Source organism: Stenotrophomonas sp. CS3K5, assembly GCF_059515225.1.
In genome coordinates, this window is sequence record NZ_JCAKRX010000008.1 from 113,001 (window position 1) to 127,794 (window position 14,794).

Consider the following 14,794-nt stretch of genomic DNA (forward strand, 5'->3'; position numbering starts at 1 on the left):
TTCACACGTCGTCGACATCCATCGTCGAGACAGCCAGGGGAATGTGTCGTGCGTATTCTGCTTGTTGGGGATGCAGCCAGCCTGCCGGCTGAGCTGACCGAATTCATTGCCGATCTTGGGGAAGACTGGCAACCGCTGACCGCCACCGATGGCCACAGCGCGATGAGCGTGGTGGCTGCACAGGGTGTGGACGCGGTAATCGTCTGCCCGCAGCTGCCCGATCTCAATGCCACCACGCTGCTGGGCCAGATCCGGACCTTGCGCCCGGAGACCATCCGCATCGCGCTGATCGATGCCCAGCATGGCAACCGGCCACCGCCGGCACGCCTGATCGGCGTGGCCCACCGCTTCCTGCCGCTGCCACTGGCGCCGGAAGTGCTGCTGGAAGCACTGACCAGCCTGGAAGAGCTGCGCGAGGTGCTGGACAGCCCGCGCCTGCGCGATGCCATCGGCCGTATCGAGAAGCTGCCCTCGCCGCCGCACCTGTACCTGAGCCTGACCCAGGCGCTGGAACATGACGACGACGCCGACAGCGCCGACGTGGCCAAGCTGGTCGCTGCTGATCCGGCGATCGCGGCCAAGGTGCTGCAGCTGTCCAATTCGGCGTTCTTCAGCCAGGGCCGCACCATCGCCGACCTGCGCACCGCAGTGACCCGGCTGGGCCTGTCCACCCTGCGCGACCTGGTCCTGGCCAGCGAAGTATTCTCGGCACCGACGCTGTCGGCGGCCGAGCGCAATTCGCTGCAGCAGCGTGCCCTGCTCGCCTCGCGGCTGGCGGCACGGTTGCTGCCCGAATCCAGCGCCGAGCTGGGCGCGACCGCCGCGCTGCTGGCCGACATCGGCCTGCTGCTGCCGGGCGTGCGCAACGAGCGCAGCGAACCCTCGCTGGCCGGCGATGCCCGCCCCGGACACGCCGAGGCCGGCGCCTACCTGCTGGGCCTGTGGGGCCTGCCGATGCCGATCATCGAAGCGGTGGCATTCCATCTGCAGCCGCAGCGCGCCAACACGCGCAGCTTCTGGGTGACCGGCGCGGTGCACGTGGCGCTGGCGCTGGTCAACGGCGATCCGGTGGATGAGGACTACCTGCAGCGCGCAGGTGTACTGAACCGGCTGCCACAGTGGCGCGAGCATGCCAACGCGCTGATGGGCCTGGTGCCCAGCGACGCCTGAGCGGCGGCCCAACCGGCACGGACAATCGCAGGGCGCATCCAACGGGTGCGCCCTTTTTCGTGGCCCGCGCACGCGCATTCCTGCAAAAGAAAGAGGGCGGACCTTGCGGCCCGCCCTCCTCATGTTGCTACCGCACTTCGATGGATCAGAAGCGCTGGGTGTACTTCATGTACAGGAAGCGACCCACATCGAAGCCGCCGTAGTAGGCGAACGCCGAGTTCGGAGCCGAGTACTGCAGCGAACCCTTGTGGTCGAACACATTGTTCGCGCCCAGGGCGACGGTTGCATCCCACGGCGCCTTCCAGCTGACCTGCAGGTCGTGGAAGGTGTTGGAACCGGTGTGACGCAGCGGATCGGTCTCGCCGTTGGCCATGTGGTTCGGGGCATCGCACCAGCCGTCGTCCAGCGAGATGCAGCTTTCCTTCATGCCGGAGTAGTAGCGCGCGGTGTAGTTCACACCGAAATCGCCGTACTGCCAGTTCACGCCCAGGTTCGAACGCACGCGGAACAAGCCCGGCTCGCTGACGCGGCCAACCATGATGTTGTCGCCGTCGCTGTTCTGGCGCTGCTCGTCGTACTTGGCGGTGTAGCTGGTGGTCCAGTCGATGCTGAACTGACCGATGGCCAGTTCCGGCAGGCGGTACTTGATACCCAGGTCGTAACCTTCGGTTTCCATCTTGCCGAGGTTGGCGGTGCCGTAGGTGATCGCACTGACGTGGCCGTCAGCCGCACGGGTCACGCTCGAGCAACGCTCGGAGTTGCCCAGCACGTAGCAGTCACGCAGGATGCGGTCGACGCTGTCAGCGATGATCATGTCGCTGATTTCGTACTTGTACCAATCCAGCGAGACGTCCAGGCCCTGCACCCAACGCGGGCTCCACACCAGGCCGAAGGTGGTGCTCTTGGAGGTTTCCGGCTTCAGGTTCGGGTTGGCACCGGAGATGAACTGGTCGCCCGACTGGCACGGCAGGGTCGAACATTCCTTGCCTGCCTGGCCCAGCTGCACGTAGTTGGCCGGCACGCCCGCGCCGGAGCACGCGGCATTGCCCGCAACGCTGCCCGGAGCCTTCACGCCGCACGGATCGATGTACGACTCGAAGCTCGAGCTCAGGCCACCGTACAGGTCGCTGATGGTCGGAGCGCGGAAGCCCTCGGCGTAGGTACCGCGGACCAGCAGTTCATCCAGCGGACGCCAGGTCAGGCCGAACTTGCTGTTGGTGGTGCCACCGAAGTTGCTGTAGTCCGAGTAACGGCTGGCAACGTTCAGGGTCAGTTCCTTGGCGAAGGCCATGTCGGCCAGCAGCGGCACGTTCAGTTCGAGGTAGACCTCGTTCAGATCGTATTCGCCGCGGGTCGGCTTCTGGCCCAGGCCGGTGGACTGGCCCGACTGTGCGAAGGCGTCCGGCACGTAGCTGCCTTCTTCCTTGCGGTGCTCGACACCCAGGGCGAAGCCCAGGTCACCGGCCGGCAGGGTCACGATGGAACCGGACAGGTTGGCGGTGAAGCTGGTGGTCTTGGTGACGCCACGGGTGGTGAAGGTCGGGAACAGGAAGTCCTGCAGCTCCTGGTTCGCCAGCGAGCCCTGGCCATCAACGCCGTACGGCAGCAGCGGGTTCCACGGGCGGCAGTCGCCCAGGATCGGGTTGGCCGCGGTGCCGCAACGGGCAACGCCGCCGGCATCGATGAACGACGGGCCCAGGGCCTGACGCGCACCGATCAGGCTCATGTCACCACGGTTGCTCTTGATCGACTCGTTGCGGTTCCACAGCGCGCCGACATCCCAATCGAAGGTCTTGCCGCCCAGCTCGAAGAAGCCGGTCAGGGTCGGGGCGAAGCGCAGGGTCTTCAGCTGGCTGTCAGTGGTACGCGGCACTTCCCACAGGCGACGGCGGAAGCTGAGGTCCTGGCCGACCGGGTTGAAGGCGCTGGCGGCCGACAACGGGGTCTTGATCGAGTTGGACGCGGACTGGTACGGGTAGCCGGCGATCTGCTGGAACGTCTGGCGCTCGTTGTAGAGCACGTCGGTGTTCAGGCTGATCGAGTCGGTGAAGTCGTAGGTGCCGTTGATGTAGACCGACTTGCGCTTCACACCGGTGAGCAGGGTCATCTGCTCGTTCGAGTTGGCGAACTCGTCTTCGGTGATGGCGTGGTAGTCGTTCGGGTTCTTCGGATTGCCACCCGGGTTCAGGGTCTGCCACACGGCGCTCGACTTGGTGCAGTCGTACAGCTTCGGGTTGCACCAGCTGCCATTCTGGCTGATCGGGCTCCAGTCAGCCGAGGTCGAGTTCGGACCCAGCGAGCCGTCACGGCTGTACCAGCGGTCCTTGGCCCACACCGGGTCCTGCTTGGAGTACTCGGCCGACAGGGTCAGGCTGCCGCGCTCGCCGCGGGCACCGAGGGTCATCGAATAGGTTTCGGTGTCGCCGTCGCCCTTGCCGTACTGGCCGACGTAGACGTTGGCTTCGCCGCCATCGAAGTTCTTGCGGGTGATCACGTTGACCACGCCGGCAATGGCGTCGGAACCGTAGATCGACGAGGCGCCATCCTTCAGGATCTCGATGCGCTCAACGGCCGACATCGGGATCTGGCTCAGGTCCTGCAGGCCCGAGGTCGAAGCGCCCAGGCGCTTGCCGTTCATCAGCACCAGGGTGCGCTCGGCGCCCAGGTTGCGGATGTCGACGTAGTAGCCGCCCACGTTCTCGCCCGAAGCCAGCGATTCCGAGCGCGAGATGGCCGGGGAGCCGGCCGAGGTCAGGTTGTTCAGCACGTCGGCGACGCTCGAGAAGCCCTGCTTTTCCAGGGATTCACGGGTCATCGTCAGGATCGGCTGCTGGGTTTCCACCGAGGCGCCGCGGATGCGCGAGCCGGTGACCGAAATACGGTCCAGATCGGTGGTGCCCTTTGCTTCCTGGGCGGAAGCAAAGGCCGGCGCCAGCGCCAGCGCAATGCCGGCCGGCAGCAAGCCGAACCGCACTGCGGGATTACGAACGTTCATCAATCTCTCCAAGGTACGTGTTAGCAGCGTGTTAAAACACCCCAGCACGTTACGATTGCGTTGCAGCGCTGTATTTGCGCGAACCAACCAGAGACTTTGCAGATTGTGGCGGGAGCAAGCCGCCGTTCTCCCTGAAGCGCGATGCGGACTGGCCGTAGCGGGCGCGGAACGCACGCGCGAAGCTGCAGCAGTTGTCGAAACCGCTGGCGGCAGCGACCTCGCCGACCATCATGTCGGTGTCACGCAGCAGATCGGCGGCGCGCTCAAGGCGCAACCGCGCGGAAAGCGACTGCGGGCTTTCCTCGTACAGGCTCTGGAACGTCTTGGAGAGATACCAGCTGGAGAAGTTGGTCAGCTCGGCCAGTTCGCCGATGCGTACCACGCGGTGGCTGTTGCCCTCCAGGTACAGGCGGGCGCGCTGCATGCGGCCGAACACCTGCCGCTTGCGGCTGCGCGAGCGCCCCGGGCAACGCTGCACGTTGTCGGCCAGGCCGCGCTGCAGGCCAGCCAGATGCAGCAGCAACGGGCGCAGTGCCTGTGCCGGCATGCCACTGGCCAGCGCATCGCGCCACAGCCGCAGCGCCACGCGGGCATCACTGCGGTTCATGCGACCGCGACCGGCATACAGACCGCAGTCGGCCATCTCGGCCAGCACCCGAAGCGCCTCGACGTTCAGGTTCAGGCCGATGCACAGCCCATTGCGACCGGCCTGCACCAACGGACGTGATTCCTTCTCGAAGGCGATCCACTCGCCCTGGCGCAGGCGGAAACGTCCCTCCTTGGCCTCGACCCACGAACTGCCACGCACCTGCATCCAGACAGTGAAGCTGGTGCCGGCGGTCTGCAGGCTGCCCAGCCGGGCCACGCCCAGGCAGGTTGGCGCGGCATCGTCGGGCGCGCGATCCAGGGAGACGGTTTGGCCACGATCGGCCAGCGAGAGTTGACGCATGGGGGCACCACGGATTTGCCTAGCACAGGCCTCCGTTTTGCCAAATCAGGCGGGTCCGCGTCAGGAAAGTCGGACGAGATCGCCACGAATTCGCGACGAGATCGCGACGAAGAAATTACGAAGGCCCATTTCCCTTGAACAACAACAACTTGGAGAACGCAGGGAACAGTGCCGGGGCACGCTCGGGTAAACGCATCACGCCGATGTCGGCGCCGTCACTGACCGCCATCGCCACGAACAGGTCACGTCCGTCAGCGCTGGCGCTGAGCCCGTTGCCTGCGCTGAGCCGCTGCGTGTCCAGGCAGTGTTCGGGTTGCTCGTGACCGGCCTGGATCCGTATCAACGTGGTGCCACAGGCGGTGGATGAGCCGAGATAGCCGATCGCATTGCTGCCGGCCACCGTCCAGGCCCGGTAGCGCCAGCGGCTGGGCCGGTCATCACTGATCTGCTGCACGCTGGCTGGCGACAACGCCGCATCGGCCGACCACAGACCACTGGCGGCCAGGCGGGTGAACAGCACCCGTCCGGTGCTGCGGTCGAAGCGCGCCTGCGAGACACCATCGACACTGCCCAGGCGGCGCCATGGCTGCACGCTGCGGTCGTACAGGCTCAGCCGGATGCGCTGGTCGGCATCACGTTCGACCACCAGCAGTTGCTCCGGTGTCGCGCCATAGAGGGCCTGCAGCGGCTGCTCGCCGGGCACCGGCAACGGCTGCAGGCGTTCATCGCGCGGAGCAATCTCATAGACCACGGTCCTGCCGTGCTCATCGCGGCCCACCACCAGCAACTGGCGGCTGTCGGCCGACCAGTCCGGCGCCTGCCGCGCTTCCGGACGCAGCCCTTCGATCGGTCGCAGCGAGTCGGGGCGCTGCATGTCGGCCCACCATAGGGCGAAACTGCCGGAACGATCGGAGGTGAACACCAGTTGGCGCCCGTCCGGTGCCGCCATCGGCTGGCCATCGCGGCCGCTGGAGGCGAACAGGCGTTCGGGTTCGCCATTGCCCTGCATCGGCACCTTGAACACGCCGAACTGCGCGCGGCGGTGAACGAAGGCGAGCATGCCGCCACGGCGCGACACGGCCGGCCACTGCGCATCATCCAGGCCCGCATCGCGCAGCGTGCGGCGCTCCACATCCAGGTAATAGAGCCGGGCTTCGCTGTCGACGCGGCGGCCAAACACGATGGTGCGGCCATCGTCCAGCCAGGCCCACCCGCGCAGCTCGGCCGCTTCGTTGGTGAGGCGCTCGGGTGTTCCGCCATTGGCCGGCACACGCCACAGATCGCCCAGCTGCGGGTTGCGCACGAACACCAGCCACTGCCCGTCCGGCGAATAGCGTGGCGCGTAGTCGAAATCATCCTGGTCCACGCCGTAGTCCAGCGCGCGCCACTGCCCGCTGCCGAGGTCCAGCACGCGGATGCCGCGATGCGCATAGCGCCCGACCATGCTGCCGAACACCAGGCCACGGCCATCGGGCGTCCAGTCGAAGCTGAGCAGTTCAGTGCCATCGCAGCGCGTGGCCTGGCGCAGTGCGCCACCGGTGGCGCTGGCTACCAGCACCTGGCAGCCGCCATCGGCGGAGAACCGCGCAAAGGCGATTTCACGCCCATCCGGCGACCAGTTCGGGAAACGATCGACCGCGCCGGCCGGCGGCACCAGCAGCTGGCGTGCGGGCGCATTGCCCGAGGTCTGCACCTTGATCGCACCGCCGCCATTACCGTCTTCGTTGGCGCCTTCGTAGGCCACCAGCGAGCCGTCGGGCGACAGCGTGGGATAGGTTTCAAAGCCACTTGTCGCGGTGATCAGCCGATACGGACGCTGCGGGCTGCCGATCACCCGTGTGCCGTTCTCCACGGCGGCATCCACCGGCGAACTGCTGGCCGGCGTGCGCCGCAACAGCAGCGCGGTCATTACCACCAGCGCCATCAGCATCACCACGCCCAGCGCCAGCAGCACACGACGACGCACATGGCGCCAGCGGCGGCGCGACACCTCTGCAGGCATGGGAGCGGCGGCGATCACCGCCGGCGCGTCCTCCGCCTCGTCGTCAGCCAGCGCAGGCGCCGGCGTCTGCACGTCGTCCAGCACCTGCACCGGCATCAGCAGGCGATAGCCGGTCTTGGCGATGGTCTCGATGTAGGCCTGGCCGTTGTCTTCGTCGTGGCTGAACGCTTTGCGCAGCTGGGTAACGGCCTGGGTCAGCACGTCGTTGGTCGGCAGCGTGTCCGGCCACACCTCGGCGAACAGTTCATCGCGGGTGACCACACGGCCCGGTTGCCGCAGCAGCACGCGTAGTACGCCCAGCGCCTTCGGCGTGAGCCGACGCGGCCGGCGTGCGCCGACTACCTCCACCTCACGCGAGGACAGAGTGACGATGCACTCGCCTATCCGGATCCGATCGAATCCGGGGGGCTGGATTTCGCTGCTGTTCATTTTCTGCTACACAGTAGAGACAGGTTCCGGGCAGCGTTTGCCTTTGAAACCGCCCCGTTCCGGGAACAGCGAAAAGCCAGACTCCGCACAAAGCATCGGCGCATACCGCAAAAACAATTGAGCGCGCGAATACTAGCCTATGCCGGTTACCTCGCCTATCGCGTGGTCGACATCAGGCTCTCTCTCGCCGACGCATTCACATAATTTGCAGCACCATTCGCGCCCTTCCGGGCGCGAAATTTTTATCTGGCGTTCATTTTCAGGCACGCCTCAGCATGGTCAGTCCGACCAGTCGCGAAACCACCAAAGCGACGTACATCACGCCTGAAAACTGCTCCAGCATGACCAGCGCGCGGGCCTGTGGATGCAGCGGCACGACATCGCTCAACCCCACTCCAGACAACAAGCTGAAGCTCAGATAAAGCAACTCCATCCAGCTGCGCTGCGGACCCTCGCTGGCACCGTGGAAGCTGCCCGGGTACCACTGCTGGCAGACCGAAAACGCAAAGGCGAAGGCCCAGGCCAACAGGGTGAAGGTGGCCCCGGCAGCGAACAGTTCATCGCGGGTGACCTTGTGGTCCTGCAGCATGTACGCAATCAGCGCACCTGCCGTATAGAAATACAGCAGGCTTTCCAGCAGCTGTGCAGTGATCACCAGCACGCTGCGCTCCAGCAGCGCCCCCGTCAACGAAAACACCACGGCGGGGATCGCCAGCAGCAGGGCCAGCCAGCTTTCCAACGGGCTGCGCTGCACCACCCACAACGCCAGGCCCAGCACCGCCATTCCGAACATGCCCAGCGCGGCGCGTCCGCCGGCGGTGTCGTCCAGCGCCGGATACAGCACCACCGCCAGCAGCTGCGCCGCCAGCAGCCAGGCCGAGGGGTGGCGGCGGGCAATGGCCAGCCAACGCGTGGTCACGGCAACAGGCATGGCGTCCTTTCCTCTGGCAACGATGGGCCGAGCATAGCGGTGACCGGCGTGAGGAACGGTCATGCCGGCCCGCGGCCGGCATGACCGACCACGCGTCAGCCCTGGCGGTAGACCTCGGCGCCCGAAGCGCGGAACTCGGCGGACTTTTCCTTCATGCCGGCCTCGGCGTAGTCGCGCACATCCTGGGTGATCTTCATCGAGCAGAAGTGCGGGCCGCACATCGAGCAGAAGTGGGCCAGCTTGTGCGCATCCTTGGGCAGGGTCTCGTCATGGAACTCCTTGGCCTTTTCCGGATCCAGACCGAGGTGGAACTGGTCCTCCCAGCGGAACTCGAAGCGTGCCTTGCTCAGGGCGTTGTCGCGCACCTGTGCACCCGGGTGACCCTTGGCCAGATCCGCCGCGTGCGCGGCAATGCGGTAGGCCATGATGCCGTCGCGCACGTCCTGGCGGTTGGGCAGGCCGAGGTGCTCCTTCGGCGTGACGTAGCAGAGCATGGCGGTGCCGAACCAGCCGATCATCGCCGCACCGATCGCACTGGTGATGTGGTCATAGCCGGGCGCGATATCGGTGGTCAGTGGACCAAGCGTGTAGAACGGCGCCTCGCCACACTCGCGCAGCTGCTTGTCCATGTTCTCCTTGATCAGCTGCATCGGCACGTGACCGGGGCCTTCGATCATGGTCTGCACATCATGCTTCCAGGCGATCTTCGTCAGCTCGCCCAGTGTTTCCAGTTCACCGAACTGCGCTGCATCGTTGGCATCGGCGATACAACCCGGACGCAGGCCATCGCCCAGCGAGAAGGTCACGTCGTAGGCCTTCATGATTTCGCAGATCTCTTCGAAGTGCGTGTAGAGGAAGTTCTCCTTGTGGTGCGCCAGGCACCACTTGGCCATGATCGAACCGCCACGGCTGACGATGCCGGTCACCCGCTTGGCGGTGAGCGGCACATAGCGCAGCAGCACGCCGGCGTGGATGGTGAAGTAGTCCACGCCCTGCTCGGCCTGCTCGATCAGGGTGTCGCGGAAGATCTCCCAGGTCAGCGCTTCGGCGCGGCCATCGACCTTCTCCAGCGCCTGGTAGATCGGCACGGTGCCGATCGCCACCGGCGAGTTGCGGATGATCCATTCGCGCGTTTCGTGGATGTGCTTGCCGGTGGACAGGTCCATCACCGTGTCGCCGCCCCAGCGGATCGCCCACACCAGCTTCTCCACTTCCTCGGCGATACCGGAAGACACCGCGCTGTTGCCGATGTTGGCGTTGATCTTGGTGAGGAAGTTGCGGCCGATGATCATCGGCTCGCTTTCCGGATGGTTGATGTTGTTGGGCAGCACCGCGCGGCCGCGTGCGATCTCCTCACGCACGAATTCGGGGGTGATGATCTTCTGGATCGACGCACCGAAGGCCTCGCCCGGGTGCTGCTGCAGCAGGCCGGCATCACGGATCGCGTCCAGACGCTGGTTCTCGCGGATGGCGACGAACTCCATTTCCGGCGTGATGATGCCGCGCCGCGCGTAATGCATCTGGGTGACGTTGGCGCCGGCGCGCGCACGCCGCGGCAGGCTGCGCGCGGGGAAACGCACCGCGTCGAGCTTCGGGTCATGCTCGCGGTCGCGGCCGAACGAAGAGCTCAGGCCATCGAGCTGTTCGGTATCACCGCGCTCTTCCACCCACCCACGGCGCAACGCAGGCAGGCCGGTCGACAGGTCGATGCGCACCTCCGGATCGGTGTACGGGCCCGAAGTGTCGTAGACGGTGACCGGTGCATTCTCTTCGCCGCCGAACAGCGTCGGCGTGCGGGTCAACGCAATCTCGCGCATCGGCACCTTCAGGTCCGGGCGCGAGCCGGGCACGTGGATCTTGCGCGAACCGGGGATGGGCCGGGTCACCGATTCGGAGAGTTGCTGGGCCTGTTGCTGCAGGGCGGAGAGCTGTGCGTTCATCGGGCATCGTCCAGGAAGGTCAGGGACGAAGCGGCGGCGCACTGCGCCCGCGCGCGGGCGGTCCTTGGGCGGAGTCCGGGCACGGCTGCACTGCAAAGCTTCCCTACGCCGGTATGAGCCGGATCAGGTTCCAAGGGACTGTCTCAACCGTGGCCACAAGGCCCGGTACCCCCGCTTCTTGGTGCGCATTAGAGCATAGACCGCCCGGCTCCGGGGTCAGATCCGCTTTCCTGCCGAAAGCGGATCTGACCCCAATTCCTGTTCTTTAACAGAACCATGACGTCGCGTTCAGTAACGTGCACGCTCATCGCGTCGCCGCGACCGATGTATCCCCGCCGCCTTCGCGGCCCCTGCCCGGCTCGTGCTGCATGCCGCCGGCCCTTCGCTGCAAGCTCTGCTCGCTCCCCTCAATCCCCTTGATCGGAGAAGCTCCTTCATGGTGTTTCGCGTTTCCATCGCACTGGTACTGCTGCTGGTGCTGCTGGCCGGCATCGCGCCCGGCCCCTTCAATACCGTTGTGCAATCCATGCTGGCCGAGGTCATCCGCAGTGTCGGCTGGCTGTACCTGCTGGTGGTGTTCCTGGCACTGGTGTTCCTGATGTACCTGGCCTTCGGCCGCTTCGGCAACCTGCGCATCGGCGGCGAAGACGCCGAACCCGAATTCTCGCGCGCCAGCTGGATGTCGATGCTGTTCGCGGCCGGCATGGGCATCGGCCTGGTGTTCTGGGGTGCGGCCGAACCGATCTCGCATTTCAGCAAGCCGCCCGAAGGCATCGCTCCGCAAAGCCTGGATGCGGCGCGGGCATCGATGCGCTACGCGTTCTTCCATTGGGGTCTGCACCCCTGGGCGATCTACGCGCTGATCGGCCTGGCGATGGCGTGGTTCCAGTTCAACCGCAACGGGCGCGGCCTGGTCAGTGACATGCTGCAGCCGATCATCGGCCGCCACCATCGCGGCTGGATCGGTCGCGTGGTCAACATCGCCGCGGTGGTCGCCACTGCGATCGGTGTCGCCACCACGCTGGGCTTCGGCACCATCCAGATCGCCGCCGGCATCGAGCGGGTGTTCGGCGTGCAGGCTACCGTGGCAGTGCAGATGACCATCATCGCCATCGCGTTCATGCTGTACATGGCCTCCACCGCCAGCGGCGTGGAGCGCGGGGTGAAATGGCTGTCCAACTTCAACCTGGCATTGGCGGCGCTGCTGGCGGCGACCCTGCTGGTGCTGGGGCCGACCGGCTTCATCTTCGATACGTTCACCACCACGCTGGGGTCCTACCTCAACCAGCTGGTGACGATGAGCCTGCGCATGTCGCCGTTCTCGGGCAGCACCTGGGTGGCCGACTGGACGATCTTCTACTGGGCCTGGTGGATTTCCTGGGCACCGTTCGTGGGCTCGTTCATCGCGCGCATCTCGCGCGGCCGCAGCGTGCGCGAGTTCGTGATCGGGGTGGTGCTGGCGCCGACGCTGCTGGGCTTCTTCTGGTTCGCAGTGTTCGGCGGCACCGCGCTGTGGGCACAGATCTTCGGCCATGCCGACCTGGTGCAGGCACTGGGCAATGGCTACGAGACGGTGCTGTTCACCTTGTTCGACAGCATGCCGCTGCCCCTGCTGCTGTCGTGCATCGCGCTGGTGCTGCTGATGATCTTCTTCGTGACCTCGGCTGATTCGGCGGTACTGGTGCTGGCCAGCATGTCCACCGACGAGGCCGGCGATCCGCCGCTGAAACGCAAGCTGGCCTGGGGCATCGCGGTGGCCCTGATTGCAGCGGCGCTGTTGCTGGCCGGTGGCCTGGACGCGCTGCAGGGCATGATCACGATCGCGGCGTTGCCGTTTGCGCTGCTGATGGTGCTGGTGATGGTGTCGCTGTACCGGGTGCTGGACCAGGAGTACACGCGCGAGCGACGCCAGGCACAGCGTCAGCGGCACATGATCGATGCGTGGATCGCACGCGAGATGGCGGCGCAGGAAGAAACCCAGGCGGAGGCCGCTCGCGCGCAGGATCAGGATTGAGGGAGTTTTGCAGCCTGCGGCTGCACCGCTTTTTTCAGGCAAGTGCAAGTGCAGGAGCCAAAGCGGCTCTGGGTTTCTGCTGGTTGGGCGGGGCGGTGTGGGTTGGCAGGACACGCCGTAAACCCGTCCATGGGGGCTCGATGGCGCCATCCATGGCGCCAACGGTCCTGCCAACCCACACCGCCCCACCCCCGACAGATTCCCGGTGACGGTGGGTCCATCCACGCCATGCGTGGATGAGGTGTATCGGAAAACACGAAGGGGTCGGATCCCACAGCGCGCGGCTGTTGCTGTTGCCTTTGCTTTTGATCTTCTTCTCTCTCTTCCTGCGGTGGCGGCCGCAGGAAACTGCCAGAGGCCGGGCGGGTGGGCTGGGCGGGTGGGCTGGGCGGGTGGGCTGGGCGGGTGGGCTGGGCGGGGGTGTCAGCCGCATGGGCCCGAGGCATGCCTCGGGCGGGTTGGGCCGGATGCCCAACCCCGGTCTTGCCGTGTGCGCAGGACAGCGCACACGAGCAAGCGGCTGCCAAGCCTCCAGGGACGGATTCACGGCGTCCCCCGACCAGCCCACCCGCTCGGCCCAATCTCGCGATGCCGCTTCTACGAACCCCCACCGCAGAGGGGGCTCAGCCCGGTGGCCGGGAAACCTCAGTAGCCCGCCGCCTGCCCATCCTTGCGGCTCTCCGAAGCACCGTAGTACACCCCGGTCTCGGGATCACGCATGATCGCCTGATACCCACCATACGGGCCGTCGGCGAACACAATGCGATGCCCCTTGCGCATCAGCGCACGCACCGTCTCGTAGGGGAAGCCGGTCTCCAGATTCACCTCGCCACCATCGGTCATCGCCGTGGCCTGCCCGGTCGGCTCGGTGGAACCTTCATGCTGGATGCGCGGTGCATCGCCGGCTTCCTGCAGGTTCATGCCGAAATCCACCAGGTTCATCACGATCTGCGCATGACCCTGCGGCTGCATCGCGCCGCCCATCACGCCGAAGCTGGCGTACGGCTTGCCGCCCTTGGTGATGAACGCCGGGATGATGGTCTGGAACGGGCGCTTGCCCGGCGCGTAGCCGTTGGGATGGTTCTTCTGCAGCACGAACATCTCGCCACGGTCCTGCAGGATGAAGCCCAGTCCCGGCGGTGCCATGCCGCTGCCCATGCCGCGGTAGTTGGACTGGATCAGCGAGACCATCATGCCGTCGGCGTCGGCCACGGTCATGTAGATGGTGTCGCCCTCCTCCAGCTGCTTCGGCGTGCCCGGCTGCACTTCCTTCAAGGCCTTGTCCATCGAGATCAGCGCGCGACGCTGCGCCGCGTACTCCTTGGAAATCAGCTTCTGCACCGGCGCCGGCTGGAACGCCATGTCGGCGTAGAAGCGCGCACGGTCAGCGAAGGCCAGCTTCTTCGCTTCCACGAACAGGTGCACATGCTCGGGTGAGCCGAATGGGATCTTCGAGAAATCGTAGCCTTCCAGCACATTGAGGATCTGCAGCGCGGCGATGCCCTGGCTGTTGGGCGGCAGTTCCCACACATCGTAGCCACGGTAGTTGCTGCTGACCGGCTCCACCCACTCTCCGTGGTGGTCGGCCATGTCCTGGTAGCTCAGATAGCCACCATTGGCCTTGAAATAGTCGCCGATGGTGTGTGCGATGTCGCCCTTGTAGAAGGCATCGCGGCCGCCGTCGGCGATCTTCTGCAGAGTGCTGGCCAGGTTCGGGTTCTTCCACATCTCGCCCTTGCGCGGGGCGTGGCCGTTGATCGTGAACTGTTCCTTGAAGCCCGGGTACTGTGAAAGCTTGGGCACCGAGCGGTCCCAGTAGTAGGCGATCACTTCGGCCACCGGGTGGCCTTCGCGGGCGTAACGGATGGCAGGGGCCAGGTTGTCGGCCATCGGCTTGCGGCCGAAGCGGTCGTGCAGGGCGAACCAGCCATCGACCGCGCCGGGCACCGACACCGGCAGCGGGCCGGTGGCCGGGATCTCCTTCAGGCCGCGGCGCTGGAACTCAGCCAGGGTCAGCGACTTCGGCGAGCGGCCCGAGCCGTTGTAGCCGTAGAGCTTCTGCGTCTTCGGGTCCCACACGATGGCGAACAGGTCGCCGCCGATGCCATTGCCAGTCGGCTCCATCAGGCCCAGCGCAGCGTTGGCGGCGATCGCTGCGTCGACCGCCGAGCCACCGCCCTTCATCACGTCCAGTGCGATCTGGGTGGCCAGCGGCTGCGAGGTGGCGGCCATCGCATGCGGGGCGATCACCTCCGAGCGGGTGGCGAAGGTGTGGCCGGTGATACGGTCTGCGGCGAAGGATAGTGCCGGCAGCGCAACGAGCACGGCGGCAGCGAGCAGGGAACGGGCAAGGCGACGGGACAC

8 protein-coding genes and 1 riboswitch are annotated in these 14,794 nt (G+C 66.0%); of the genes, 2 read left to right on the forward strand and 6 right to left on the reverse strand.

The features are described from left to right. Nucleotides 1-48: 48 nt before the first annotated feature. Entirely contained in the window at nucleotides 49-1,170 is a 1,122-nt protein-coding gene (locus tag AC5YGJ_RS13375) for an HDOD domain-containing protein (protein ID WP_249842929.1), read from the forward strand. Between the two features lie 145 nt (nucleotides 1,171-1,315). Here AC5YGJ_RS13375 and AC5YGJ_RS13380 read toward each other — a convergent pair whose 3' ends face one another. From AC5YGJ_RS13380 to thiC, 5 genes are all read right to left on the reverse strand, one after another. Beyond that, nucleotides 1,316-4,165: a TonB-dependent receptor gene (locus AC5YGJ_RS13380; RefSeq protein WP_496186806.1), complete on the reverse strand. Its 2,850-nt coding sequence runs from the start codon at nucleotides 4,163-4,165 to the stop codon at nucleotides 1,316-1,318. Between the two features lie 49 nt (nucleotides 4,166-4,214). Continuing rightward, nucleotides 4,215-5,114, reverse strand: coding sequence for a helix-turn-helix transcriptional regulator (locus AC5YGJ_RS13385; protein ID WP_249842927.1), 900 nt, complete (start codon nucleotides 5,112-5,114; stop codon nucleotides 4,215-4,217). A gap of 115 nt (nucleotides 5,115-5,229) precedes the next feature. Continuing rightward, entirely contained in the window at nucleotides 5,230-7,545 is a 2,316-nt protein-coding gene (locus AC5YGJ_RS13390) for a winged helix-turn-helix domain-containing protein (protein WP_496186807.1), read from the reverse strand. Between the two features lie 259 nt (nucleotides 7,546-7,804). Continuing rightward, entirely contained in the window at nucleotides 7,805-8,476 is a 672-nt protein-coding gene (locus tag AC5YGJ_RS13395; protein WP_496186808.1) for an ion channel, read from the reverse strand. Nucleotides 8,477-8,571: 95 nt separating this feature from the next. Next, the gene (thiC, locus tag AC5YGJ_RS13400) at nucleotides 8,572-10,416 is read right to left on the reverse strand and encodes a phosphomethylpyrimidine synthase ThiC (RefSeq protein ID WP_496186809.1); all 1,845 of its coding nucleotides are present in this window, start codon (nucleotides 10,414-10,416) and stop codon (nucleotides 8,572-8,574) included. An 82-nt stretch (nucleotides 10,417-10,498) separates the two neighbouring features. Beyond that, a riboswitch (TPP riboswitch) is annotated at nucleotides 10,499-10,599 on the reverse strand. A 253-nt stretch (nucleotides 10,600-10,852) separates the two neighbouring features. Between thiC and AC5YGJ_RS13405 the strand changes: the two genes are divergently transcribed. Next, nucleotides 10,853-12,430, forward strand: a complete 1,578-nt coding sequence (locus AC5YGJ_RS13405) for a BCCT family transporter (RefSeq protein ID WP_496186810.1) — start codon at nucleotides 10,853-10,855, stop codon at nucleotides 12,428-12,430. 645 nt (nucleotides 12,431-13,075) lie between these two features. Here AC5YGJ_RS13405 and ggt read toward each other — a convergent pair. Beyond that, the gene (gene ggt, locus AC5YGJ_RS13410; RefSeq protein ID WP_249842922.1) at nucleotides 13,076-14,794 is read right to left on the reverse strand and encodes a gamma-glutamyltransferase; all 1,719 of its coding nucleotides are present in this window, start codon (nucleotides 14,792-14,794) and stop codon (nucleotides 13,076-13,078) included.